Here is a 25,203-nt window from a genome sequence, read left to right on the forward strand (position 1 = left end):
CGTCGACGAGTCCCTTTTTCGGCCGGCGTGTTCTCTCTTTAGCAGGTGATACCCCAAATATCCCGGGCGTAGCCACGTATGGTTCTGTCGCTGGAAAATTCTCCCATCCGACAAATATTGAGTAAGGCCCGACGGTGCCATTGTTCCGGCAGTTCAAAATCGGCCATCGCCTGCCGCTGGGCCTGACAATAACTGTCGAAATCCAGTAAATGACAGTAATGATCGCCCTCAGTCAACATGTGGTGAAGTGGTGCAAACAGCTCACGATCGCTGGTGAACAACCCAGACACGAGGGTATCGACAACACGCGCCATAGCCGGGTTCTGATGATAGAAATTATGGTGATGCCCAAGGCGCCGGCTCTCTTCAATCTCTTCCGCCACGGCGCCAAACAGATAAAAATTATCGATCCCCACGGCCTCGCGGATTTCGATATTCGCCCCATCATAGGTGCCGATGGTTAACGCGCCGTTCATGGCAAACTTCATATTGCTGGTGCCGGACGCCTCGGTCCCGGCGGTGGAAATTTGCTCGGAGAGATCTGTGGCCGGAATGATTTTTTCCGCCAGCGAAACTTTATAATCTTCGAGGAAAACCACTTTAAGCTGCCCGGCAACCTGCGGGTCGCGGTTAATTTTCCGGGCGACGGTATTAATCAACTGAATAATCAGCTTCGCCATCCGATAGCCCGGCGCCGCTTTACCCGCAAACAAATGCACCTTAGGCGCGATAGTTTTCCCTGTCTCTTTGATATCCAGATAAAGCGCGATCACGTGAAGAATATTGAGCAACTGACGCTTATATTCATGAATACGTTTGACCTGACAATCAAACATCGCCAGCGGATCGAGGGCGATGCCATAGCGTTGAGCGACCAGCTGGCTGAGCGCGGTTTTGTTGGCAAATTTAATGGCCCGGATATTATCAATAACAGCAGTATCATCGTCCAGGCTTTCCAGACTGGACAGCAAGGGTAAATCGGTTGGCCACCCTTCCCCCAGCTGTTGGTGCAAAAATGCTGCCAGGCCGGGGTTAGCCTGCTGCACCCAGCGTCGCGGCGTGACGCCATTGGTCTGATTAATGAATTTCTCCGGGGTCATAAAATAGAAGTCGGGCACCAGTTGTTTCTTGACCAGTTCCGAATGCAGCCATGCTACCCCGTTCACGCGATGGCTACCGACAATCGCCAGATTGGCCATACGGATTTGCTTATCGTGATGTTCGTCGATTAAAGACAGCGAGGATAACAGATGATTTTTATCCGGCCAGCGCCGGGCTACCTCTTCAAGGAAGCGATGGTTGATCTCAAATATAATTTGCAAATGACGCGGCAGCAGTTTTTCAAACAGCGTCACCGGCCAGGTCTCCAGCGCTTCCGGCATCAACGTATGATTCGTGTAGGCACAGGTGTTTTGCGTTATCTCCCACGCCTGCTCCCAGGGCAGCCGGTGTTCATCGACGAGGATACGCATCAGCTCCACCACCGCTAATGCCGGATGGGTGTCATTCAGCTGAATCGCCACATGCTGCGGCAGGAAAGTAATATCGTCATTAACCTCGGCATAGTCGCGAAATATATCCCGCAGCGTACAGGCCACCAGAAAATACTCTTGCGTCAGCCGCAGCTCTTTTCCGGTCAGCACCTCATCGGATGGATAGAGTATTTTTGAAATATTCTCCGACGCGATTTTATCACTCACCGCCTTGATATAATCACCGCGATTGAAAATATGGATATTAAAGGAGTCAGAGGCCACCGCGCTATAAAGCCGCAGCTTGTTGGTCGTCGTATCCCGGTAACCGGAAACGAAATAGTCATGGGGTATACCGATAATCGTTTTCCAGCCCAGCCACATTGGATTGTAATTGCCATCAACATCTTCGCTGTGTTCAATATAACCTCCCAGCGGGATCAGGATTTGCTGAGCATGATGTTCGACCAACCACGGGGAGTGCATGGAATGCCAGTCATCCGGATGCTCGATCTGCTGGTCATTTTGAAAGGATTGGCGAAAAAGACCATATTCGTATTTGATGCCATGCCCGGATGCGGCAATATCAAGGGTGGCCATCGAATCGATAAAACAGGCGGCTAAGCGCCCTAACCCTCCGTTACCCAGCGCGGCGTCGGGCTCTTCGTCAAGAAGGTGGTCAAGATCAAACCCCAGGTCATTCACCACCTGGTGCATCTCCGCCAGTAAATTCATATTCAAAAGGTTATTACGCAGCGACTGTCCCAGTAAAAACTCCATCGACAGATAGTAAACGCGCTTTTTACGTTCTTCACGTTGCCGCGTCTGGCTCAACAAAAAATGGTCCTGTTGAAAATGACGAATGGCCAGCGCCACCGCGTTAAAAATATCGCCATGCGTAGCTTTATTTAAGCTAACACACAATGTGTACTGTAATTGCTGTTCAACCAACGCCCGTAATTCTTTGATATTTTGCGGGTTAATGTCAGGCATGCTGACCTCTCTGGTCTCTGTATCTGCGTAAAAACCATGGCAGGTAAATCATCATTTTTCCAAGTATAGACGAAGATATTTTGCCGAATGGTTTTTATTCCTCAGCACCATTGCCGTTTATAACAAGAGGCTGAATAATTAAAATAACAACCATTTGCAATGGATTGATCGTCACCTTTTCGCCAGCGATAACGCTACAGACATGGCGGGTTTGCGGAGTCGGGAGGTGAAGGTGAAGTGCAGTCAGGACGGCTACAGGTAAAAGCAAAAAGGGGTTACCTTTCGGTAACCCCTTCTTTTATATGGCGGAAGCGCAGAGATTCGAACTCTGGAACCCTTTCGGGTCGCCGGTTTTCAAGACCGGTGCCTTCAACCGCTCGGCCACACTTCCGGTGTGAGGCGCACTATAAACACCTCGGCGGATGCTGTAAAGCACCATTTTGTTCAACTGCCTTAAAAACAAACAATTTTGTGTTATTCGTCTGAATTTCAGGCAGTTCGCACAGAAAATCAGCGCCCATGACCGCTATCCAGAGGACTATTTTTTAATGTACATGTCTTTGGTGTAGTAATACCCCAGCTTATCCGGCGTGAAACCGCCCACCCTGGGTTTCACTAAATGGGTACGCACATAGTGATAGACCGGAATGGCGGGAACATCCTGCGCCAGCAGATCTTCCGCCTGCTGATAGTATTTGCCCCGGGTCGCTACGTCGGAGGCTTTCGCCGCATTGCGCAGGGCCTCATCGTAAGCCGGGTTGCTGTACTGACTGGTGTTCTCGCTATCACCGGTACGGAACGTATTGAGGAAAGTGGCGGCATCGTCGTAATCGGCGATCCAGGCATAGCGGACGGCGTCAAAGTTATGCGTATGCATGGTATCCAGCATCGTCTTCCACTCCTGGTTCTGCAGCTTCACCTCGACGCCGAGGTTTTTCTTCCACATAGAGCTGGCGGCGATGGCGATACGCTGGTGCGACTCATAGGTGTTATACAGCAGGGTAAAGACCAATGGGTGACTGTCATCATACCCCGCCTGCGCCAGCAGTTTTTTCGCCTCAGCAATCCGCTTCTCGCGCGGCCAGCTGGCGTAGTCCGGGTTGCGCAGCGTCACGCCGCCGATATCCGGCTGGCTGATCACCCAGGCCGGTCGCTGCCCCTGGCCAAGCACTTTTCCGGCAATGATATCTTTATCAAGCGCCATATTCAGCGCGCGCCGCACGCGGGCGTCGTTAAACGGCGGCCGGGTAGTATTGAATTCGTAGTAATAGGTCGCCAGCTGCGGCGAAACGTCCAGCTGATCGCCCATGGTTTTCTGCAACTGCGCAAACTGATTGATCGGCACCGTATAAACAATATCGATCTCCCCCGCTTTGTAGCGGTTGACATCGGCAGCCTCCGAAGAGATGGGCAGGTAAGTCACTTTATTAATAACGGTGTGCGCATTATCCCAGTACTTCGCATTACGTTCAGCCACCAACCGCTCATTCACCACCCATTGGGTCAGCTTATAGGGCCCGCTGGTGACGATATGCTCTGGTCGGGTCCATTTATCGGCAAAACGCTCCACCAGCACTTTGTCGATCGGTACCAGCGAAGGGTGCGCCAGCATCGCCAGGAAAGCGGCATTCGGCTGGCTCAGGGTGACCTGCAGCGTGGTGTCGTTCAGCGCCTTCACCCCCAGCGTCTCGGGGCCCTTTTGCCCCAGGGCAATTTCGCGGGCGTTGGCGATATGCATATTGCCGGGATAGCTCGCATAGGGGGAGGCGGTGGCCGGCGAGACCAGCCGTTGCCAGCTCCAGACGATATCCTGCGCCGTGATGGCCGTGCCGTCGGACCAGGTCAGACCGGGGCGTAAATGGAAGGTCCATAACAGGTTGTCCTTGTTTTCCCAGCGCTCCGCCAGTCGGGGCTGGATCGCCCCCGCAGGCGTCACGCTGACCAGTCCTTCAAAGAGATCGCTAATGATGTTGAATTCAATGTCGCTCTCGACTTTATGCGGATCGAGTGAGGCAGGTTCACTGCCGTTATTTCTGACCAGCTCCTGCTTTTCCGCCAGCTGGGTGCCCGGCGGCACCTGCGCCGCCAGCACCCCGCCGGTTATGACCATCAGACTCATTGCCAGGAGCGTTCGCGTGATGTGGTTGTTTTTGTGTAATGTCATTTCCCTTTGCCTTTAACGTACGGAGTTATTCCCCCTTCCACACTTAGTCGCAGAATTTCAATAAAGCAATATATTTCAGCAACCTATAAGATTTCGATCGGCTCACCGAAGCGAAACGCGAAAACATATCGCTTTTCCCAATCCATGTAGAATTTTATGCTGGACAAAAGCGGCAAAAGCTAAGTAAAGATGGGTAAAAGCATTAGGGCTTCACGCTTGTTTTTCTTATTCTTTATCCCTAATTACATCTGTCATAAGAGAGTGACTCATGGATCGCATAATTACATCATCGCGTGACCGTTCCTCGCTGCTCAGCACGCACAAGGTTCTGCGTAACACCTACTTCCTGCTCAGCCTGACGCTGGCGTTTTCCGCTATCACCGCCACCGCCAGCACGGTGCTGATGCTCCCTTCCCCGGGGCTGATTTTAACCCTCGTGGGGATGTACGGTCTGATGTTCCTGACCTACAAAACGGCGAATAAACCCACCGGGATTATTTCCGCCTTCGCTTTCACCGGGTTCCTCGGCTATATCCTTGGGCCGATGCTGAACGCGTACCTTTCTGCCGGCATGGGCGATTTGATCGGCCTGGCGCTGGGCGGCACCGCACTGGTCTTCTTCTGCTGCTCGGCCTACGTGCTGACGACGCGCAAAGATATGTCATTCCTCGGCGGAATGCTGATGGCGGGCGTGGTGGTCGTCCTGATTGGTATGGTCGCTAACCTGTTCCTGCAGCTGCCGGCGCTTCATCTGGCGATTAGCGCGGTGTTCATCCTGATCTCTTCGGGTGCCATCCTGTTCGAGACCAGCAACATCATCCGCGGCGGTGAAACCAACTACATCCGCGCCACGGTCAGCCTGTATGTCTCGCTGTACAACATCTTTGTCAGCCTGCTGAGCATCCTGGGCTTCGCCAGCCGGGACTAACCGCTCCCCTGCTTCACCGAGGCCTCGCTTATGCGGGGCCTTTTTTTTTGCTACACTGCGGCCAGTTTCAGGCGGTATGTGAAAAATCATGTTTATTTTTGAAGGCAACGAAATTGAAACGGATAGCGAAGGCTATCTGAAAGATACCACCCAGTGGAGCGAGGCGATGGCGGAAGTCATTGCCGCGCAGGAAGGGATAACGCTCGCCGTTGAACACTGGGAAGTGGTGCGCTTTGTGCGCGAGTTTTACCTTGAGTTCAACACCTCTCCGGCGATCCGCATGCTGGTGAAGGCGATGTCCAACAAGTTTGGCGAAGAGAAAGGCAACAGCCGCTATCTCTATCGCCTGTTCCCGAAAGGCCCCGCCAAACAGGCGACCAAAATCGCCGGGCTGCCGAAGCCGGTGAAGTGCATCTAATAGAGAATCGCGAATTTTTCCCAGCTGCGGGTGGGTTGATGGGGTTCGGTTAACACCCGGTCAACCCGCGCGCTGCGCGGCCCCCCGGCTTTCAGCCAGGCGATGAGTTTCTCCACCTGCTCTGCCTCGCCGCAGGCAAGCACTTCCACCCCGCCGTCGTCCAGATTACGGGCATAGCCGGTCAACCCCAGTTGCAGCGCTTCCCGCTGTGTTGAATAGCGAAATCCCACGCCCTGAACCGAACCGTAAACCCATGCCATCGTGCAGATACTGGCCATTATCATCTCCTTTTCGCTCACACTTTACGCTGAGAATAGCAAATTCGCTCAGCGTACGTGCTTCGGCAGTAAACCATAATGCTGACGGAAGCGCGCGGTAAAGCGTGATCCCGACTGATATCCGCTGTTCTGCGCGATTTCGCCTATTGGCCGCGAGGTGGTCTGCAGCTGCCCCAGGGCGTGAGCCATCCGCACCTCCTCGACGATCTGGCGAAAACTCTGCGATTCCTGCTGCAGCCGACGGCGCAGCGTGGACTCGCCGAGAAAGAGCATTTTCGCCACCCGCGACACGCTCCATGCCTGCGCCGGCGACAGCATGACCAGTTGTCGAACCTGCGCCGACAGATCCTGCTGCCGCTCGACGAGCAGCGGGCCCGCATAGCCCGCCTCGTGCAGGGCCAGCAGCAGGCCCATAGTCTGGTGGAGCTGTAGAGAGGTGGATAATCCCTCCCGCACCGCCTGCAGAACGCTTTGCCACATAAACGCCAGCTCTGTCGTCACCGGGGCGCAGAGCGAGGTCAGACGCCCTGGGGGGGGTTCGCTGAGATAACGGGTCTTAAACGTCGTCAGCAGCTCGGGGGTCAGCGACAGCAGATCGGAGCAAAAGAGGCCGTTCTCCGGCTGGTTAATCACCTCCAGCTCAACGTCAGCCGGCAACACAATCAGCTGTTGCGGCGTCGCCAGCACCCGGCTCTCCCCTTGCACAATCACTTTGCTGCCGCGTTTCACCCGACAGAGCGCCGGGGAGAACAGCCGCACCCGATGCAGTCTGCACAGCCGTCGGGTGGTGACCTCTGCCGCGGTTAAGGCGTTATGCTGAAAGTGGATACTCTCCATCGGATCGACCCTTTATTTTAGCGCCCGGCCATCGCCGTCAACTGTACGCTGGCGAGAGCATGGCTGTGTAACAGATAGCCGACCAGCGCCCCGCTGGCCCCGGCATCCACCGGCAGCGTAGGGACATCCAGCGCCCATACCGTAAAGCGGTAGCGATGCGGTTTATCTCCCGCCGGCGGACAGGCGCCGCCGAAACCGGCATAGCCAAAATCGTTGCGGCCCTGTACCGCTCCGCCCGGCAGTGTAGCGCTGTTTTTATCTCCCGCGCCAGCGGGCAGCGAAAAGACGCTGCTGGCGATATTGACCACCGTCCAGTGCCACCAGCCGCTGCCGGTAGGCGCATCGGGATCTCTGACAGTGACCGCGAAGCTTCGCGTCCCCGCCGGGGCATTTTTCCATGCCAGCTGCGGAGAGACATTGCCTCCGGTACAGCCGAAACCGGCAAACCAGTGCTTCCGGGCCAGCGCCTGCCCGTCATGCATATCCTCGCTGCTCACGCTAAACGGCGCAGCCATCGCGCCACTGCTCACAATCGCGACCATCGCCACGGCCATGCGGATACCTGTTTTCATCGTCTGCTCCTCGTTGGGGTGAGAAAACAGGGTATGAGAGTCCGCACAAGCTGAATGTGCCGAAGCGCCTGCATTTTGTGCCGAAACGCTCACCTGTGCCTGCCGGGCGAAAGATGCTTGCGTGCGCCAGGTGTGCTACTCTACGCGCCATTTTTCGGTGCCGACATTCCCGTTGCTTAAAGGTAGCTCCATGACAGATTCCCTATTCCCCCGCTTAGTGTTAGCCAAAGGACGCGAGAAATCCCTGCTGCGTCGCCATCCGTGGATTTTCTCAGGCGGCGTCGCCCGCATGGAGGGTAAAGCCCGCAGCGGTGAAACCATCGATATTGTTGACCATCAGGGAAAATGGCTGGCCCGCGGCGCTTACTCGCCGTCGTCGCAGATCCGCGCCCGCGTGTGGACCTTCGACCGCAATGAAGCCATCGATAGCGCCTTCTTTGAACGCCGCCTGCAGCAAGCGCAAACCTGGCGGGCATGGCTGGCCGAGCGCGATGGTCTCGACAGCTACCGTCTGATCGCCGGCGAGTCCGATGGGCTGCCGGGCGTCACTATCGACCGCTTTGGCAACTTTTTCGTGCTGCAGTTGCTCAGCGCAGGCGCCGAATACCAGCGGGCCGCCATCATCAGCGCCCTGCAGAACCTGTTCCCGGACTGCGCCATTTACGATCGCAGCGATGTCGCCGTGCGTAAAAAAGAGGGACTGGAGCTGGCCCAGGGGCCGGTGGTGGGCGAGCTGCCCCCGGCGCTGCTGCCGATCACCGAGCACGGCATGAAGCTATTGGTTGATATCCAGGGCGGGCACAAAACCGGCTACTACCTCGACCAGCGCGACAGTCGCCTGGCCACTCGCCGCTATGTCGCGGATAAGCGGGTGCTGAACTGCTTCTCTTATACTGGCGGCTTTGCGGTGTCAGCGCTGATGGGCGGCTGCCGCCAGGTCACCAGCGTGGATACCTCTCAGGAAGCGCTGGACGTCGCCCGACAGAACGTCGAGCTCAACGGACTGGATCTGTCCAAAGCGGAATTTGTGCGCGACGACGTGTTCAAACTGCTGCGTAAATACCGCGATCAGGGAGAGAAATTCGACGTGATCGTGATGGATCCGCCGAAATTCGTGGAAAACAAAAGCCAGCTGATGGGCGCCTGCCGCGGTTATAAAGATATCAATATGCTGGCGATCCAGCTGCTGAACCCCGGCGGCGTGCTGCTGACTTTCTCCTGCTCCGGGCTGATGACCACCGATTTATTTCAGAAAATCATCGCCGATGCCGCAATTGATGCCGGGCGTGATGTACAATTTATAGAACAGTTCCGTCAGGCTGCCGACCACCCGGTGATCGCAACCTACCCGGAAGGGCTGTATCTGAAGGGGTTTGCCTGTCGCGTCATGTAACTTGAAAAACGAAACATGAGCCTCATATAGGGAGTATTCATGTTTCCCAGGAGGTGCCTATGATAGCCAGCAAATTCGGTATCGGCCAACAGGTCCGCCATACGCTCTTGGGCTACCTGGGTGTCATCGTCGATGTCGATCCCGAGTATTCACTCGCGGAACCGGAAGAGGATGAGATTGCCGCCAATGACGAACTGCGTGCGGCGCCCTGGTACCATGTGGTGATGGAAGATGATGATGGTCAGCCGATCCACACCTATCTGGCAGAAGCGCAGCTGAGCAGCGAAACCCGCGACGAACACCCGGAACAGCCGTCCCTCGACGAACTGGCCAAAACGATTCGTCAGCAGCTGCAGGCTCCGCGCCTTCGCAACTAAAACAAAACCCCGCCAGGCGGGGTTTTTTGTTATTTTGCTAATCCCAGTCGCGGTAGCTCAATGGCCGGGCAACGATCCATCACCACGTTCAATCCGGCTTCTCTGGCCAGCACCGCGGCCTGCTCATTGATCACCCCCAGCTGCAGCCACAGCGTTTTCGCGCCGATGGCTATCGCCTCCTGCGCCACGCCCCACGCCGCTTCTGAATTACGGAAGACATCAACCATGTCGACCTTTTCCGGAACGTCGGCGAGCGTCGCATACCCTTGCTGTCCCAGCAGCGTCTTGCCCGCCACCTTCGGCGAAACCGGGATAACGTGATACCCCTGATCCAACAGATACTTCATGACCCGGTAGCTCGGGCGGTCAGGTTTATCGCTGGCGCCAACCAGCGCAATCGTCCGTGTCGACGTCAGGATGCCGGCAATATCGTTCTCTTTCATGGGTTCCTCCTGCTATTTCACCTAAGTGTATGCTAATCCGCAGCAGGCGGCCATCCAGGCTAACCCACAGATTCGACAAAATTTTCACCCCGATGCTTGCAGCGGCAGCCACATTCAGTAATCTGTCTGCAGGTCAAAATGTGGAATGAAAATATGGAACTGACAACTCGTACCCTGTCCGCGCAAAAACATATCGCGCTGGTGGCTCACGATCACTGTAAAGATATGCTGATGAAATGGGTCGCTCGCCATCAGGCGTTGCTGGCGCAACACGTTTTGTATGCCACCGGCACCACCGGTAACCTGGTCTCGCGGGCTACCGGACTGGAGGTCAATGCCATGCTGAGCGGCCCGATGGGCGGTGACCAGCAGGTTGGCGCGCTTATTTCAGAAGGCAAAATCGACGTGCTGATCTTCTTCTGGGATCCGCTGAACGCCGTGCCTCACGACCCGGACGTCAAAGCGTTGCTGCGCCTGGCCACCGTCTGGAACATTCCGGTCGCCACTAACGTCTCCACCGCTGACTTTATCATCCAGTCACCGCACTTTAATCAGCCGCTCGATATTCTGATCCCGGATTATCCGCGTTATCTTGCCGAGCGCCTGAAATAACCCACACGTGATTAGGGTTTCCTGGCCACCGGCACATCCAGGGCCTGCAGGATGTCGACAAACGGCGAAGGTTGCGCTTTGTTAAACAACAACCACACCCGATGACGTGCGCGGGTTATCGCCACGTACAGTAGTCGACGCTCCTCCGCATCAGGAAAATCTTCCGGCTGCGGCAGGAGCGCCTGCTCCATGATCGACTCGCGCGCCGGCGCGGGAAACGCATCCTCTCCCTCCTGCAGTCCCAGCACAATCACATAGTCCGCCTGCTGGCCCTTGCTGGCATGAATAGTCATAAAATCAAGCTGCAGATGCGGCCAGCGCGTCGCCGCCTTGTTGAGCGCGTCGGGCTTCAGATGATGGTAACGGGCAAGCAGTAGGATCCGCTGCTCGGGCTTAACGTAGCCGCTCAGTTTATCCAGTAAATCATCCAGCTTATCGTCGGCTAACAGCGTGACGGCCTTTTTATCGCCCGCCGTCAGGCTGTTCAGCGGCTTACTTAACTGATGCGGATTCTGCTGGATAAAGCCATTGGCGATTTCGCCAATGCGGCCGTTAAAGCGATAGGTGGTATCCAGCGCGCAGCTATCCCCTTCGCCAAAGTAATGATTGAACGCGGTGGTCAGGGAAAGCTGGGCCCCACTGAACCGGTAAATCGCCTGCCAGTCATCCCCGACGGCAAAGAGCGTGGTTTGGCTGTTCTGCCGGCGTAATGCAGCCAACAGCGAGGCCCGCTGCGGCGAGATATCCTGAAATTCATCCACCAGAATGTGTTTCCAGGGGCTGACGAAGCGGCCTTTATCGAGAATATTGACCGCCTGATGGATCAGGCCGGAAAAATCGACCGCATTCTCGGCCTTCAGCGCCGCCTTCCACTCTTTCATCAGAGGCGACATCAGTTTCACCCGTTTACTGAACTGATCGCGTACCGCCTCCGGCGCCCCGGCAATCATCTCTGCCTGGGAGCCGCCGTGCATACGCATCAGGCTGACCCAGCGGTCGAGCCGGCTGGCCATACGCCGCTGCACCTTCTTGTCCTGCCAGAAATCGCCTTCCGGCAGTTGCCAGCCCATCTCCTCTTCCAGCCACAGGCGCCAGCCTTTCGCCTGCGCTTTTTTCTCCTGACACTGCTGCTGCCAGCTTTTCACGAGCAGCGCCTGACGAGCTGCGCTATCGCTTTCCAGTTTACTGATGGTGGGGACTTTTTTGCTGCCCTGCTGAATAATATGTAGCGCCAGCGAGTGGAAGGTACGCGCGGTGATATCGTCGGATGCAAGACGCTCGCGGATCCGCGCATCCATCTCTTGCGCCGCCTGGCGGCCGAATGCCAGTAACAAAATTTGCTCTGCTGCCGCTTCTCCCCGCGCCAGCAGCCAGCCTGCCCGCGCCACCAGCACCGAGGTTTTGCCGCTGCCCGCGCCCGCCAGCACCAGCAGGGAACGCTCGCCGTTCACCACCGCCCGTGCCTGTGAGGCATTAAGAGGGGACGACTCAACGCCGTCAAAAAAGCCGCGATACTGCTCAAGCATCGCCTCGGTGAAGGCCTGGTTATGGGCCAGGCGTGTCGCTTCAATATCCCCTAACCAGCGCTGACACTCCCGCCACAGCTCCCGACAGTTGTCAAAGGCCTCAAGCCGGCTGGAGGGCATCGGCAAACCAGTCAACGCCTGGCGAATGTTATCCTGCACATCCGCCACCTGCTGACGCGTCAACCATTTGCCTTCCGCACGGGTGCGCTCGATCGTCGCCAGCTGCCGCTTCAGTACGCCAGCGGCGATGTCGCTCATTTCCGCGCTCCACTGCTCCCAGAGCGTTTGTAAATGGTGATAGAAGCGCTGCGTTTCGCTCCACTCGGTACCGTGCAAACGCACGACTTTGCTGTCAGGCAACACAAACTCCAGTTCGCCCCAGACCAGACCGCGCTTACAATGCACTGACAATAACTGATTGAAAGGGATAAGATACTCGTGACGGTCGCCGGAAACCTTTACGCCGGCGTTCAGTAATTGCACCCGATCATAAGGGTGCTGAGCCATGCGTTTGCCCAATGTTGTCGCTTTAAGTTCCATATAATGTCGATTTTCAATCAGGGTGGATTGTTTTTCAGTTTAACCGCCCGGGACCAGGTGCTCCAGCGCAAAAAAACGTTACAATTGTCAGGTCTTATTATCCACAGGGCAAAACCGAGGCTTTATGCGTACCATTCTGAATATTTTGAACTTTATCCTTGGCGGTTTCGCCACCACTCTAGGCTGGCTGCTCGCCACGCTGGTTAGCATCATTCTGGTCGTCACGCTGCCGCTGACCCGCTCCTGCTGGGAAATCACCCGACTCTCCTTATTCCCATACGGTAACGAGGCGATTCATGTGGATGAGCTGGAGCCGGGCCGTAAAAATGGCCTCCTCAACGCCGGCGGCACCGTGCTGAATATTCTGTGGTTCATTTTTTTCGGCTGGTGGTTGTGCCTGATGCATATTTTCAGCGGCATAGCTCAATGTCTGACCATTATTGGCATCCCGGTGGGGATCGCGAACTTTAAAATTGCTGCCATTGCCCTTTGGCCGGTAGGGCGCCGGGTCGTCTCTGTGGAAACCGCGCGTGCCGCACGTGAAGCCAATGCGCGTCGTCGCTTTCAGTAACCGAACGGAACACGGACATGATTAGCCCCCTGCTACGCCGCTATACCTGGAACAGTGCCTGGCTTTATAACGTACGGATCTTTATCGCGCTCTGCGGCACAACGCTGTTTCCCTGGTGGATCGGCGAAGTCAAACTGACCATCCCTCTCACCCTTGGCGTTGTTGCCGCGGCCCTGACCGACCTCGACGACCGGCTGACCGGTCGTCTGCGCAACCTCGCCATTACCCTGGTCTGTTTTTTTATCGCCTCCGCCTCCGTGGAACTGCTGTTTCCGTGGCCGCCGCTGTTTGCCCTCGGCCTGACCGTGTCTACCATCGGCTTTATTTTGCTCGGCGGCCTCGGCCAGCGCTATGCCACCATCGCCTTCGGCGCTCTGCTCATCGCCATCTACACCATGCTCGGCGTCACACTGTACGATCACTGGTATCTACAGCCGTTGTTCCTGCTGGCGGGGGCCGTGTGGTACAACCTGCTGACGCTGTCCGGGCACCTGATTTTTCCGATTCGTCCATTGCAGGACAACCTGGCGCGTAGCTATGAGCAACTGGCTCGCTATCTGGAGCTCAAATCCCGGCTGTTTGATCCTGACCTGGAGGATGAGAGCCAGGCGCCGCTGTACGATCTGGCCCTCGCCAACGGCCAGCTGGTGGCCACGCTCAATCAAACCAAAGTCTCACTGTTGACCCGGCTGCGAGGCGACCGGGGTCAGCGCGGCACCCGCCGTACGCTGCAGTACTACTTCGTGGCCCAGGATATTCACGAACGCGCCAGCTCATCGCATATTCAGTACCAGACTCTGCGCGATCAATTCCGCTACAGCGACGTGATGTTCCGTTTCCAGCGCATGCTCTCGATGCAGGCCCAGGCCTGCCAGAAGCTCTCGCGGGCGATTTTACTGCGCGAACCCTACCAACATGACGCCCATTTTGAACGCGCGTTTATGCATCTCGACGCGGCGCTTGACCGTGTGCGCGCCAGCGGCGCGTCTGACGAGCAGATCAATGCCCTTGGGTTTTTACTCAATAACCTGCGCGCTATCGATGCGCAGCTGGCCACGATTGAATCGGTGCAAACGACCGCGCCTGCCGGGAGCAACACCGAGACGCTGTTGGCCGACGACAGACTCGGCGGGCTGAACGACATCTGGCTGCGTCTGCGGCGCAACATGTCGCCGGAGTCCGCTCTCTTTCGCCACGCGGTACGTATGTCGCTGGTGCTCTGCGCCGGCTATGCCTTTATCCAGTTTACCGGGCTCCAGCATGGCTACTGGATCCTGCTGACCAGCCTGTTTGTCTGTCAGCCGAACTATAACGCCACCCGCCACCGACTGGCGCTGAGGATCATCGGCACGCTGGTGGGGGTGGCGATCGGCCTGCCCGTCCTGCTGCTGGTGCCTTCGATTGAAGGGCAACTGGTGTTGATCGTGCTCACCGGCGTGCTGTTCTTTGCCTTTCGTAACGTGCAGTACGCCCATGCTACCATGTTTATTACGCTGCTGGTGCTGCTGTGCTTTAACCTGCTTGGCGAAGGTTTTGAGGTCGCGCTACCGCGCATTATTGATACCCTGATCGGCTGCGCCATCGCCTGGGCGGCGGTCAGCTTCATCTGGCCGGACTGGAAATTTCGCAATCTGCCGCGCGTCCTGGACCGGGCGATGAACGCAAACTGCCGTTATCTGGATGCCATTCTGGAGCAGTATCACCAGGGCCGCGACAACCGTCTGGCCTATCGTGTCGCCCGCCGTGATGCCTACAACCGTGATGCCGAACTGGCCTCCGTGGTCTCGAATTTGTCGACTGAACCGCGCGCGGATGGCGCCCAGCGCGAGACCGCTTTTCGCTTGCTGTGTCTCAACCATACCTTCACCAGCTACATCTCCGCTCTCGGTGCGCATCGGGAAAAACTGTCCACCCCCGATATTCTTGCCCTGCTGGATGATGCTGTTTGTTATGTTGATGACGCCCTGCACCATACCCCCGCCGATGAACATCGGGTGCAGAAGTCTTTGACCAGCCTGCAAAGCCGGATCCAGCATCTGGAACCGCGCGCGGACAGTAAAGAGCCGCTGGTATTACAGCAGATTGGCTTGTTGCTCGCGCTGCTGCCTGAAATTTGCCGCCTGCAACAACGCGTTCACGCTCAGACAGAATAACGGCGGCTGTCCGCTAGCGGGCTCCAGCCCATTCGAGCAGCTCCTGACGCCGCAGCGTCGGGAGCGCGGCGGCGTGAACGCCGACAATCGCCCCCTCCAGCGCCAGCAAGACATTGAGCGACAGAGAGGCGTTGTTTTCTCGTAGCCGTTGCCAGGCCTGCTGAGCGCCTACCTCCCGAAGCGTCCTGACATCCGGTATGCCCGCGTGGATCAGCTGCAATTCCATATGAAAGCTGATATTGGGTAAATCCTTCAGACGGCCCGACGCCCGTCGGTGGTTCTTTTCACGCTGCGCACTCTGCCACGACAACAGCGACAGCCGAAAAAGCTGAGTCTCATCGCGCCACAATGCGTCGTCAATTTGATAATACTTCATCGGCACGATGCGCCCATGTCGGCGCAGCGTTAATAAAGGATTGCGATGTTCAACCCGATACGCGGCGCTCTGCTCGCAGGCCCTCAGGTAAATATCGCCCTCTGCCACCATCGCAAACACCGTATCATCAATGGCCAGGCTATAGCCGCCAAAAAGCGGACGAGAATGTAACTGACCCAGCGGCGAGACGCAGGCCTGAAATTGCGGGAACCGCGGACATACTAGTTTTCTCATGATCATTCCTTTGTTAATCATGTAATTAAACTTAAGTTGTTAACGGATCCGCTAAGAGAAAACATAAGGGACTTCCCGAACAGCAGCAAGATGATTTTCGCCGACTTTTCCACCAGAATGCGGTTTTGCGAGACGCTTTCAGAAAATCACTGACGTTGCTGCAATCAACAGGGTGGAAAGAAATCATTAGCCGGCATTAAGGATATCGTTGAGGAGAGGTGCGCATCGCTATAAATCAGACGCGGCGGGAAATGATTAAATTTCAGCCAGCAAAATGGCAAATTGCGGTTGATCTTTTCCCCAGGTAGATATACTGTATATGCATACAGTAACTACAGGCGGGATAGACTATGTTTACTTCAGCTCACGCAAATCGTTCAGCACAGGCTTCTGCTTCTGCAGGCCACTACGCTCATCGTTCTGGCGAACAGACCGCCAATGGGCTGATCAGTGAAATTGTCTATCGTGAAGATCAACCCATGATGACACAGTTACTGCTGCTACCTTTATTACAGCAGCTGGGTCAACAGTCTCGCTGGCAGCTGTGGCTCACGCCGCAACAAAAGCTTAGCCGTGAGTGGGTCCAGTCTGCCGGTCTGCCGCTGTCTAAAGTCATGCAAATTAGCCAGCTGTCACCCTGCCATACCGTAGACTCAATGATCCGCGCGCTGCGCACCGGTAATTATAGTGTGGTTATCTGCTGGCTAACGGAGGAGCTAACCGCGGAAGAGCATGAGCGTCTGGTCAATGCCGCCCAGGAAGGTTGCGCGATGGGATTCATCATGCGCCCGGTGAGAAATCAAGGCACGCTCGGCAGACAACTCAGCGGGCTAAAAATTCACTCAAATTTGTATCATTGAGTGAAATTAGGATTATTCCTGGAATTTTTTTTACCGATGGTAAAGACACAGCGTTTTTCAGGGACTTTTTCGCGCAATGCCTGTCACACGGGGATTTCTGCCTTTTTTCTGCGTACGAAAATCAACCATATTTGTTAAATATTGTGTACACAACCCTTTTTTTTCATATGCCTGACAGAGTTCACACTTGTAAGTTTCGAACTAAGTTGTAGACTTTACATCGCCAGGGGTGATCGGCTTACGCTGCATGTATCAGCATAGTTAACAACAAGTCACGCCCCGGGTGAAGGATTTAACCGTGAGGTCTTTTGTAACTTCATGGCGAATTTTGGATGATAATGAGGCGCAAAAAATGAAAAAGACAGCTATCGCGATTGCAGTGGCACTGGCTGGCTTCGCTACCGTAGCGCAGGCCGCTCCGAAAGATAACACCTGGTATGCAGGTGGTAAACTGGGTTGGTCCCAGTTCCATGACACTGGCTGGTACAACAGCTCTCTGAACAACAATGGCCCGACCCACGAAAGCCAGCTGGGCGCTGGTGCGTTCGGTGGTTACCAGGTTAACCCGTACCTCGGTTTCGAAATGGGTTACGACTGGCTGGGCCGTATGCCGTATAAAGGCGACCAGGTTAATGGCGCATTCAAAGCTCAGGGCGTTCAGCTGACCGCTAAACTGGGTTACCCGATCACTGACGATCTGGACATCTACACCCGTCTGGGCGGCATGGTATGGCGCGCAGACTCCAGCAACAGCATCGCTGGCGACAACCACGACACTGGCGTATCTCCGGTATTTGCTGGCGGCGTAGAGTGGGCTGTGACTCGTGACATCGCTACCCGTCTGGAATACCAGTGGGTTAACAACATCGGCGACGCGGGCACCGTTGGCGTTCGTCCGGACAACGGCATGCTGAGCGTGGGTGTTTCCTACCGTTTCGGTCAGGAAGATGCTGCACCGGTTGTAGCTCCGGCTCCGGCTCCGGCTCCGGAAGTGACTACCAAGCACTTCACCCTGAAGTCTGACGTTCTGTTCAACTTCAACAAAGCAACCCTGAAACCGGAAGGTCAGCAGGCTCTGGATCAGCTGTACACCCAGCTGAGCAACATGGATCCGAAAGACGGTTCTGCAGTTGTTATGGGCTTCACCGACCGTATCGGTTCCGAAGCTTACAACCAGCAGCTGTCTGAGAAACGTGCTCAGTCCGTTGTTGACTACCTGGTTGCTAAAGGCATCCCGGCTGGCAAAATCTCCGCACGCGGTATGGGTAAATCCAACCCGGTTACTGGCAACACCTGTGACAACGTGAAAGCTCGCGCTGCACTGATCGACTGCCTGGCCCCGGATCGTCGTGTAGAGATCGAAGTTAAAGGCTACAAAGAAGTTGTAACTCAGCCAGCGGCTTAAGTTATAACTGATGAAAAAACCCGCCTCGGCGGGTTTTTTTATGCCTTCTCTCCCGCTTTTGCGGTGGTGGGCCCCATATCAGAGTAGCCTCTGACAGGCCGCCGTAAAGACTACTCTTTGCCTAACAGTTCCTGCAGATCGTGTTTCAGGCTCGACATTTTGCTGGCGTACTTCTCTTTATGCTCAGCATCCTCAATCAGCTGCACGATGGTTTCGGACAAGGTTTTACCCCGCCGCTGCGCCAGGCCGGCAAGACGCTGCCAGACGACAAACTCCAGATCGATAGACTTCTTACGCGTGTGCTGATGCTCCGCGTTAAAATGCCGTTTTCGTCGCGCGCGGATGGTCTGCTTCATGCGGTTCATCAGCGCCGGATTCATATGCTGCTCAATCCAGGCATGCACCAGCACAGGTTCATTCTCGATCGTCAGCAAGTCATCTACCGCAGCTTGCGCAGCGCTGGCCTCAATGTAGCGGGTAATCAGCTCACCTTCCCGGTGCTTCTTTACCAGATATTTCCATTTCCAGCCGCTTTCAAGATTTTCCAGTTGTTGATATTTCATTGCGATCTCAATGTGACCGTGTAACTCATTTCAGGATATCAGTTTTTTCCTGATGTGCTGAATATAAATCATTATTCGTGATGTGTATGGCCGGGGAATCATCGGGGTAATCATAATCCTCCGTGTGCTCAGTCGCGGCATCAGGTATAATTGCGCGCTTTACATCTAACTAAAAAACAGCGACTTTGACCATTACGAAACTGACCCGAACCGACCTTGCGCCCGATATGGAACCTTATCAGGCGCTGTTTGCCCAAGCTGATCTCTCTCAACCGGCCCCCTCTCTCTCGGGCGATCTGCAGCCGCGTCTGTTCTACGCGCTTGAGCAATTGCTGTGCACGCCGGCAGTCTCCTCCTTCATGCTGGTGAAAGCCCCCGAAGAACCGGAGTATCTGCAATGGCTGACGGCAGAAACCCGTACGCTGCATGAACCTACCGCCCCGCTCTACGGGGTCCGCTATGACGTTGACGGCGCTCGCGTGACGCTCTCCCCGGCGCAACGGGCTGAGGATAATTTTGCCAGCACCGCCCCGGTCGTCGCGGCCGATTGGGTAGAGGCGGAACAGCTGTTTGGCTGCGTACGCCAGTTTAACGGCGGCATCACCCTCCAGCCAGGCCTGGTCCATCAGGCTAATGGTGGCGTGCTGGTAATCTCGCTTCGCACACTGCTGGCACAACCGCTGCTGTGGGTGCGCCTGAAAAATATGGTGACCCGTCAGCGGTTTGACTGGCTCTCCATCGATGAGTCACGCCCGCTGCCGGTCAGCATCCCCTCCATGCCGCTGAGCCTGAAAGTCATGCTGGTCGGCGAACGCGAATCGCTGGCAGATTTCCAGGAAATGGAACCGGAGCTTTGTGCTCAGGCGATCTACAGTGAGTATGAAGACACTTTGCAGTTTGCTGACGCCGAGACGCTGAAAGCCTGGTGCCAGTGGGTATGGCAAAATGCCCAGCAGCTGGTGCTGCCAGGTCCGGCGGCCGATGCCTGGCCACTGCTGATCGATGAGGGGACGCGCTACACCGGCGATCAGGAGACCCTGCCGCTCAGTCCGCTATGGATAGCCCGCCAGCTGCGGGAGGCCGCCGCCTTCTGCGAAGGCGAGGAGATTACTGGCGAAGAAATGCAGACGATGCTGGCACGCCGGGAGTGGCGTGAAGGCTACCTCGCAGAACGAATGCAGGATGAAATCCTGCAGGAACAGATCCTGATTGAAACCGAAGGCGAATGCGTCGGGCAGATCAACGCCCTGTCGGTGATTGAATTCCCCGGCCATCCGCGCGCATTCGGTGAACCTTCGCGCATCAGCTGCGTCGTGCACATTGGTGATGGCGAGTTTATTGATGTCGAACGCAAAGCCGAGCTCGGCGGCAATATTCATGCGAAAGGCATGATGATCATGCAGGCTTTTCTGATGTCCGAGCTGGAGCTGGAGCAGCAGCTTCCGTTCTCCGCTTCGCTGACCTTCGAACAGTCCTACAGTGAAGTGGACGGCGACAGCGCCTCCATGGCTGAACTCTGCGCCTTAATCAGCGCGCTGGCCAATGTGCCGATTAATCAGAGCATTGCGATTACCGGTTCCGTTGACCAGTTTGGTCGCGTGCAGCCGGTCGGCGGTCTGAACGAAAAAATTGAAGGTTTCTTCACTATCTGTCAACAGCGCGGGCTAACCGGTAAACAGGGCGTCATTATCCCTGCGGCCAACGTTCGTCATCTCAGTCTTAGCCATGAGCTCCGTCAGGCCGTTGCCGAAAACCAGTTTGCCATCTGGGCCATTGACGATATTACCGAAGCGCTGCCGATGCTGACCCAACTGATGTGGGACGGTGAAGGGCAGACGCTGCGACAAACCATTCAGGAGCGGATAGCGCAGGCGACCCAGCAAGAGACTCGCCATCGTTTTCCGTGGCCGCTACGCTGGTTAGGTGGGACAAGTTCTAACTGATCGGACTTGTTCAGCTTACACGTGTTAGCTATCCTGCGTCCCGAACTTAAAATAAGGCTTACTGAAAACATGGTAGATAAACGCGAATCCTATACAAAAGAAGATCTTCTTGCCTCTGGTCGTGGTGAACTGTTCGGCGCGAAAGGCCCGCAGTTGCCAGCACCAAACATGCTGATGATGGACCGCGTCATCAAAATGAGCGAAACCGGTGGTAACTATGACAAAGGTTATGTTGAGGCGGAACTCGACATCAACCCGGACCTGTGGTTCTTCGGTTGCCACTTCATCGGCGATCCGGTGATGCCGGGCTGCCTGGGCCTGGATGCGATGTGGCAGCTGGTCGGGTTCTATCTTGGCTGGCTCGGCGGCGAAGGCAAAGGCCGTGCGCTGGGCGTTGGCGAAGTGAAATTCACCGGTCAGGTTCTGCCGACCGCGAAAAAAGTCACCTACCGCATCCACTTCAAGCGCATTGTTAACCGTCGTCTGATTATGGGCCTGGCGGATGGCGAAGTGCTGGTTGACGATCGTCTGATCTATACCGCGAACGATCTGAAAGTCGGCCTGTTCCAGGATACTTCCGCTTTCTGATAATTATCGGCAGCGATTAAAAGGCGAAGCCCCCGCTATGCGGAGGCTTCTTTTTTAAAGAGACAGTGTCAGGCCGTTAGTACCCTGTCCTCCATGGCTTCTCGCCAGCCTCCCAGCCACCATGAGCGTTGATTCAAGCTCTGGTATGGACACATTTCTTTCGATCTCCCCGCGATACCCGCTTGATATCCACGTTGATGTGCCCGTTCCAGGCGATCTCGTTTTTGTCTCTTCATGCCTCGTTTCCCTCATTCTTTGATCTGGTGGAAAAGAAAACAGTGGTCGCAAATTGTGCAGCCACGGTTTACGAATACCGCGAAATGAAGACAACGTCAATGCGCAAAATTCACGCCAGTGTCATATTTGTGACCTATATAAGAGTTCATTTTTTGTTCATTCGGCGCAGCGCTCGGTAACAAACTGACCTGGCAAAAAAAATGCCGCGCGGCTCAGATGAACCACGCGGCATATCACTTTTATGAAATTTACTTATGGCAGACGGTTAAGCTCGCCGGCAATGGCCACCGCCTCCTGGCTCCACGCCTGGGCCAGGGTCTTCACCATCGCGTCATAGCCATCCTGCTGCTGCTTGAGCACGATGTTAAACGGGCGCTTAATCAGCTGTCCCTGATGCTTCAATAGCCACTCGCCGCTGACGATAACCCGCCCGTCGTAGCGCCCGTGAAAGCCATTTACCGCCACATTGAGCGTATCCTGCTCGCTGCCCAAGGGTTGGGACGACACTACCCAGCCCGGCAACTGCTGGCTGAGGTTTGCCACCAGCGTAGTACGCAGCTGCTGGTCCAGCGGGCTGGCCCACAGATTATTATTGGCGATTACATACTGCACATCGGTGGTTTGATAGACCACTCCATTGCCCGCCAGATAATCCGGGATGCTGACCTGCTCAACCCACAGCAGACGTGCCCCCTGGCTGGCGGCGCTCTGCGCGCCGCCCTGCACCACCGGCAACTGGTAATATGTTTTGCTCTCACCGCCGCTACTGCACGCCGTCATCACGCAAACGGCTGCCACCAGTAACCATTTTTTCATTATTTCGCTCCCTTCGGCTGTGGGTCTTTTTTATCCTTCGCCTCAAATACCAGCGCATTGCTCTTATCATTGAGCGTTTTCAGGACCGGCTGCAGCTCACGCAGCACCTGATCCAGACGCTGCATATCGGCCACCATCTTATTGTAGGCCGCGGAGCCCGGCTGGAAGCCCTGCATGCTGCGGTTCAGCTCGCGCAGCGTCGTCTGCATATCGGCAGGTAGCTGCTGCATCGACTGACTGGAGGTGATCTTATTCAGACTATCCAGCGTGGTCTGTACATGCTGCATGGTCTTCTCGCTTTGCGCCAGCGTACTGGTTGCCTGTTCCAGTAGCGGATTGAGCGGCAGGTTATTGATTTTATCCAGCGCATCCATCAGACGCTGCTGGATCTGCGCCAGTCCACCGCTAATGGTCGGGATAATCGGATAGCCGTTAAACTCCTGAATTTTCCCACGCGGCGGCGCTTTCGGATAGAAGTCGAGATCGATATACAGCGCGCCGGTCACCAGGTTACCGGTTTTCAGCGAGCCGCGCAGTCCGCGGTTGATCAGATCGTCAATGTGAGCGCGAATATTCGGATCGCCGCCGAGCTGATTGACCAGACGCTGCGGTTCAACCCGCACTTCCACCGGAATGCGATAGTCATCGTTCAAACGCTGCTTCAGCCCAGGAATAAAGAACGGCACTTTGCCGACGGTTCCCAGACGGATGCCGCGGAACTCCACCGGCGCGCCGGGCTGCAGGCCACGAACCGAGTCTTTGAAGAACATCACGTAATCGATATGCTCGGTAAAGACCGAATCCTGGATGCTCTTCTGATCGTCAAACAGGTGATATTCCGTTTTGTTCGCCACCGGCTCGCCGAGGTCCAGTCCTTCCGGAATATCAAAGCTCACCCCGCCGCCAAACAGCGTCGACAACGAGCCCATCTCGACGCGCATCCCCGCCGCGGTCAAATCAACGGCGATCCCGCTGTCCTTCCAGAAGCGAACGTTAGTGGTCACCAGGCGGTCATTAGGCGCATTGATGAACAGCTGATAAGTGATATGACGTTTCTGCGCATCAAAGGTGCTGGTTTCCACCGACCCCACGCGATAGCCGCGGAACAGCACCGGGTCGCCTGGCGACAGCTGGCCTGCCTTGCTGCTTTCCAGCAAAATCCGGATCCCCTTGGCATCCGGCGAGGCCAGCGGCGGAGAATCCAGCAGCGGATACTGCGCCGGCACCGAACCTTTCGACCCCGGCTGCAGTTCAATATAGGCCCCGGACAATAATGTCCCGAGACCACTGATCCCCTCGCGCCCTACCTGCGGTTTCACCACCCAGAAGACGGAATCGTTATGCAGTAATTTCTGCATGCCGGAATTGAGGCGAGCTTTGATTTCCACGTGGGTTAAATCGTCGGTCAGCGTCGCGCTCTCTACCACCCCAACATCCACGCTGCGGCTCTTGATCCGGGTTTTTCCCCCTTCAATGCCTTCCGCGTTAGTGGTGATCAGCGTGACCTCTGGTCCCTGATGGCTGTAATGATAAAACAGGATCCACGCTCCGATCAGCGCAGTGACGATAGGGAAGATCCACACCGGTGACCAGTTCTTCACCTTCTGCACTTTCGCTTCTCCGCTCTTATTTTCCATGTTGTTGTATTTCCTCATGGCTTGAATCTGGCTCACGATCCCACAGTAAACGGGGATCAAACGTCATCGCTGAAAACATGGTCATCACCACCACCAGCGCAAACATGACCGCGCCGATGGCGGGATAGATATTCATCAACCCTCCCATGCGCACCAGCGCAGAGAGCACGGCGATGACAAAAACGTCAATCATTGACCAGCGGCCAACAAATTCCACCACTTCATAAATCAGATGCATGCGTTCCGAATCGCGCGCGCCGTTGCCGTTAGCATTCCAGCACAGCCAGGCGATAGCGATCATCTTCAGCGTCGGCACCATAATACTGGCGATAAAGATCACCAGCGCCACCGGATAGGAGCCCTCGCTCCACAGTAACACCACCCCGGCCATAATGGTCGACGGCATTTTATCGCCCAGCAGATCGGTGATCATGATCGGCATAATATTGGCGGGAAGATAGAGAATAAATGAGGTCACCAGCAGCGCCAGCGTCCACTGCAGGCTATTTTTACGCCGCGCCGTCCCTTTGCTGTGACAGCGCGGGCAGACGGTCTGGTCGGCCGGTAACACCGCCGTGCAGCCGCCGCAGGAGCGCAGCCCCTGGCGGATCCCGGCTACCCCGACCTTCAGCGGCTGGGTAATCGCCGGCATAGGGGCAATATCATCCCATAGCCAGCGGCGGTCGACGCACTGGAAGGTGCGTAACTGCAGCAGGCAAAACATGCACCAGGGAATAAAGCTCAGGCCGATGCCGATATCGCCGTAGGCCGTCAGTTTGACGAAGCTCACCAGCACGCCGGCAAGAAAGATCTCCGCCATGCCCCAGGTCTTGAGGTGAAACAAAATGCGCGCCAGAAACGCCTTCAGCCCAGCGGGCATCCTGACCCGATTGACCAGCAGCAAAATGGTGACCAGACAAAAGGCCGGTACCAGTTGCACAAAGAGTAAAAAGAAGGTGCCGAGGCTGGCGTAATCCTCGGTAAACAGCACGTTGGGAATTTCCAGCAGCGCTATTTCGCTGCTGATGCCACCCACTTTCATATAGATAAAAGGAAAGAGGTTGGCCAGCAGCAGCATAAACAGCGCGACCAGCGCGTAAGCCGTGGGACGCTGGCGAGGCGCGTCCCACGTGGTGGTTAACGTTGTACCGCAGCGCGGGCAGGCGGCTTTCTGGCGATGCTCAAGCTGCGGCAAAGCCACCAGCAAATCACATTGGGGACATAAAATATGTCGCGCAGCATGATGGTGATCGCACATGACAACTCC

24 protein-coding genes and 1 tRNA gene are annotated in these 25,203 nt (G+C 55.9%); 11 read left to right on the forward strand and 14 right to left on the reverse strand.

Going from position 1 to position 25,203, the window contains the following annotated elements; genetic code table 11:
- Nucleotides 1-38 precede the first annotated feature (38 nt).
- The 3 genes from HMPREF3096_RS26940 to HMPREF3096_RS26950 all read right to left on the reverse strand — a co-directional run bounded on the left by HMPREF3096_RS26940 (nt 39) and on the right by HMPREF3096_RS26950 (nt 4,629).
- Nucleotides 39-2,465, reverse strand: a complete 2,427-nt coding sequence (locus HMPREF3096_RS26940) for a glycogen/starch/alpha-glucan phosphorylase (protein WP_032729896.1) — start codon at nt 2,463-2,465, stop codon at nt 39-41.
- Between the two features lie 303 nt (nt 2,466-2,768).
- A tRNA-Ser gene (locus HMPREF3096_RS26945) sits at nt 2,769-2,856 on the reverse strand.
- Nucleotides 2,857-3,003: 147 nt separating this feature from the next.
- On the reverse strand, nt 3,004-4,629 hold the full coding sequence (locus HMPREF3096_RS26950) for an ABC transporter substrate-binding protein (RefSeq protein ID WP_032729894.1): 1,626 nt from the start codon (nt 4,627-4,629) through the stop codon (nt 3,004-3,006).
- A 268-nt stretch (nt 4,630-4,897) separates the two neighbouring features.
- Here HMPREF3096_RS26950 and yccA point away from each other — a divergent pair, with 268 nt between their 5' ends.
- Together yccA and tusE are read left to right on the forward strand one after the other, a co-directional pair.
- Complete coding sequence (gene yccA, locus HMPREF3096_RS26955; RefSeq protein ID WP_002898458.1) at nt 4,898-5,557, forward strand: FtsH protease modulator YccA; 660 nt, start codon at nt 4,898-4,900, stop codon at nt 5,555-5,557.
- Between the two features lie 88 nt (nt 5,558-5,645).
- A complete protein-coding gene (gene tusE, locus HMPREF3096_RS26960; RefSeq protein ID WP_008805904.1) occupies nt 5,646-5,975 on the forward strand; it encodes a sulfurtransferase TusE in 330 nt (109 codons plus the stop codon).
- Here tusE and yccX read toward each other — a convergent pair.
- From yccX to HMPREF3096_RS26975, 3 genes are read right to left on the reverse strand one after another with little or no spacing between them, the layout of a single operon-like run.
- The gene (yccX, locus tag HMPREF3096_RS26965; protein ID WP_012542291.1) at nt 5,972-6,253 is read right to left on the reverse strand and encodes an acylphosphatase; all 282 of its coding nucleotides are present in this window, start codon (nt 6,251-6,253) and stop codon (nt 5,972-5,974) included. The two genes, tusE and yccX, sit on opposite strands and share 4 nt — an antisense overlap.
- 48 nt (nt 6,254-6,301) lie before the next feature.
- Nucleotides 6,302-7,090 carry an AraC family transcriptional regulator gene (locus HMPREF3096_RS26970; protein WP_008805902.1) on the reverse strand — a complete coding sequence of 263 codons (789 nt, stop codon included), beginning with the start codon at nt 7,088-7,090 and terminating at the stop codon, nt 6,302-6,304.
- A 17-nt stretch (nt 7,091-7,107) separates the two neighbouring features.
- Nucleotides 7,108-7,662: a YbhB/YbcL family Raf kinase inhibitor-like protein gene (locus HMPREF3096_RS26975; RefSeq protein WP_023339857.1), complete on the reverse strand. Its 555-nt coding sequence runs from the start codon at nt 7,660-7,662 to the stop codon at nt 7,108-7,110.
- 190 nt (nt 7,663-7,852) lie between these two features.
- Between HMPREF3096_RS26975 and rlmI the strand changes: the two genes are divergently transcribed.
- Entirely contained in the window at nt 7,853-9,055 is a 1,203-nt protein-coding gene (gene rlmI / locus HMPREF3096_RS26980) for a 23S rRNA (cytosine(1962)-C(5))-methyltransferase RlmI (RefSeq protein ID WP_022066076.1), read from the forward strand.
- 59 nt (nt 9,056-9,114) lie between these two features.
- Nucleotides 9,115-9,432: a heat shock protein HspQ gene (hspQ, locus tag HMPREF3096_RS26985; protein WP_002898441.1), complete on the forward strand. Its 318-nt coding sequence runs from the start codon at nt 9,115-9,117 to the stop codon at nt 9,430-9,432.
- A 29-nt stretch (nt 9,433-9,461) separates the two neighbouring features.
- Here hspQ and HMPREF3096_RS26990 read toward each other — a convergent pair whose 3' ends face one another.
- Nucleotides 9,462-9,875 carry a CoA-binding protein gene (locus HMPREF3096_RS26990; RefSeq protein ID WP_002898434.1) on the reverse strand — a complete coding sequence of 138 codons (414 nt, stop codon included), beginning with the start codon at nt 9,873-9,875 and terminating at the stop codon, nt 9,462-9,464.
- A 153-nt stretch (nt 9,876-10,028) separates the two neighbouring features.
- On the opposite strand from HMPREF3096_RS26990, the gene mgsA reads away from it, so the two are divergent.
- Nucleotides 10,029-10,487, forward strand: a complete 459-nt coding sequence (gene mgsA / locus HMPREF3096_RS26995) for a methylglyoxal synthase (RefSeq protein ID WP_008805898.1) — start codon at nt 10,029-10,031, stop codon at nt 10,485-10,487.
- An 11-nt stretch (nt 10,488-10,498) separates the two neighbouring features.
- Here mgsA and helD read toward each other — a convergent pair whose 3' ends face one another.
- A complete protein-coding gene (helD, locus tag HMPREF3096_RS27000) occupies nt 10,499-12,553 on the reverse strand; it encodes a DNA helicase IV (RefSeq protein ID WP_016160584.1) in 2,055 nt (684 codons plus the stop codon).
- A gap of 124 nt (nt 12,554-12,677) precedes the next feature.
- Here helD and HMPREF3096_RS27005 point away from each other — a divergent pair, with 124 nt between their 5' ends.
- Together HMPREF3096_RS27005 and yccS are read left to right on the forward strand one after the other, a co-directional pair.
- A complete protein-coding gene (locus HMPREF3096_RS27005; RefSeq protein WP_012542294.1) occupies nt 12,678-13,124 on the forward strand; it encodes a YccF domain-containing protein in 447 nt (148 codons plus the stop codon).
- Nucleotides 13,125-13,141: 17 nt separating this feature from the next.
- Nucleotides 13,142-15,277: a YccS family putative transporter gene (yccS, locus tag HMPREF3096_RS27010; protein WP_008805895.1), complete on the forward strand. Its 2,136-nt coding sequence runs from the start codon at nt 13,142-13,144 to the stop codon at nt 15,275-15,277.
- A gap of 13 nt (nt 15,278-15,290) precedes the next feature.
- Here the strand turns inward: yccS and HMPREF3096_RS27015 are convergent, their stop codons facing one another.
- Nucleotides 15,291-15,887, reverse strand: a complete 597-nt coding sequence (locus HMPREF3096_RS27015) for a TfoX/Sxy family DNA transformation protein (protein ID WP_012542296.1) — start codon at nt 15,885-15,887, stop codon at nt 15,291-15,293.
- Nucleotides 15,888-16,237: 350 nt separating this feature from the next.
- Between HMPREF3096_RS27015 and sulA the strand changes: the two genes are divergently transcribed.
- Both sulA and ompA read left to right on the forward strand, forming a co-directional pair.
- Complete coding sequence (gene sulA / locus HMPREF3096_RS27020; protein ID WP_008805893.1) at nt 16,238-16,747, forward strand: SOS-induced cell division inhibitor SulA; 510 nt, start codon at nt 16,238-16,240, stop codon at nt 16,745-16,747.
- A gap of 352 nt (nt 16,748-17,099) precedes the next feature.
- On the forward strand, nt 17,100-18,152 hold the full coding sequence (ompA, locus tag HMPREF3096_RS27025; RefSeq protein ID WP_008805892.1) for a porin OmpA: 1,053 nt from the start codon (nt 17,100-17,102) through the stop codon (nt 18,150-18,152).
- Between the two features lie 110 nt (nt 18,153-18,262).
- Here ompA and matP read toward each other — a convergent pair whose 3' ends face one another.
- Nucleotides 18,263-18,715 carry a macrodomain Ter protein MatP gene (matP, locus tag HMPREF3096_RS27030; protein WP_012542298.1) on the reverse strand — a complete coding sequence of 151 codons (453 nt, stop codon included), beginning with the start codon at nt 18,713-18,715 and terminating at the stop codon, nt 18,263-18,265.
- Nucleotides 18,716-18,900: 185 nt separating this feature from the next.
- On the opposite strand from matP, the gene HMPREF3096_RS27035 reads away from it, so the two are divergent.
- Both HMPREF3096_RS27035 and fabA read left to right on the forward strand, forming a co-directional pair.
- Complete coding sequence (locus HMPREF3096_RS27035; RefSeq protein ID WP_032729888.1) at nt 18,901-20,658, forward strand: AAA family ATPase; 1,758 nt, start codon at nt 18,901-18,903, stop codon at nt 20,656-20,658.
- Between the two features lie 69 nt (nt 20,659-20,727).
- Nucleotides 20,728-21,246: a bifunctional 3-hydroxydecanoyl-ACP dehydratase/trans-2-decenoyl-ACP isomerase gene (fabA, locus tag HMPREF3096_RS27040; protein ID WP_012542300.1), complete on the forward strand. Its 519-nt coding sequence runs from the start codon at nt 20,728-20,730 to the stop codon at nt 21,244-21,246.
- A 68-nt stretch (nt 21,247-21,314) separates the two neighbouring features.
- Here fabA and rmf read toward each other — a convergent pair whose 3' ends face one another.
- The 4 genes from rmf to pqiA all read right to left on the reverse strand — a co-directional run bounded on the left by rmf (nt 21,315) and on the right by pqiA (nt 25,194).
- On the reverse strand, nt 21,315-21,482 hold the full coding sequence (rmf, locus tag HMPREF3096_RS30115; protein ID WP_002898396.1) for a ribosome modulation factor: 168 nt from the start codon (nt 21,480-21,482) through the stop codon (nt 21,315-21,317).
- A gap of 253 nt (nt 21,483-21,735) precedes the next feature.
- Nucleotides 21,736-22,299, reverse strand: coding sequence for a membrane integrity-associated transporter subunit PqiC (gene pqiC, locus HMPREF3096_RS27045; protein ID WP_008805888.1), 564 nt, complete (start codon nt 22,297-22,299; stop codon nt 21,736-21,738).
- Nucleotides 22,299-23,936, reverse strand: coding sequence for an intermembrane transport protein PqiB (gene pqiB / locus HMPREF3096_RS27050; protein WP_008805887.1), 1,638 nt, complete (start codon nt 23,934-23,936; stop codon nt 22,299-22,301). The genes pqiC and pqiB overlap by 1 nt, the downstream gene beginning before the upstream one ends.
- The gene (gene pqiA, locus HMPREF3096_RS27055) at nt 23,926-25,194 is read right to left on the reverse strand and encodes a membrane integrity-associated transporter subunit PqiA (RefSeq protein WP_070544669.1); all 1,269 of its coding nucleotides are present in this window, start codon (nt 25,192-25,194) and stop codon (nt 23,926-23,928) included. The genes pqiB and pqiA overlap by 11 nt, the downstream gene beginning before the upstream one ends.
- Between the last annotated feature and the right edge of the window lie 9 nt (nt 25,195-25,203).

Source organism: Klebsiella sp. HMSC25G12, assembly GCF_001807705.1.
GTDB lineage: Bacteria > Pseudomonadota > Gammaproteobacteria > Enterobacterales > Enterobacteriaceae > Klebsiella > Klebsiella variicola.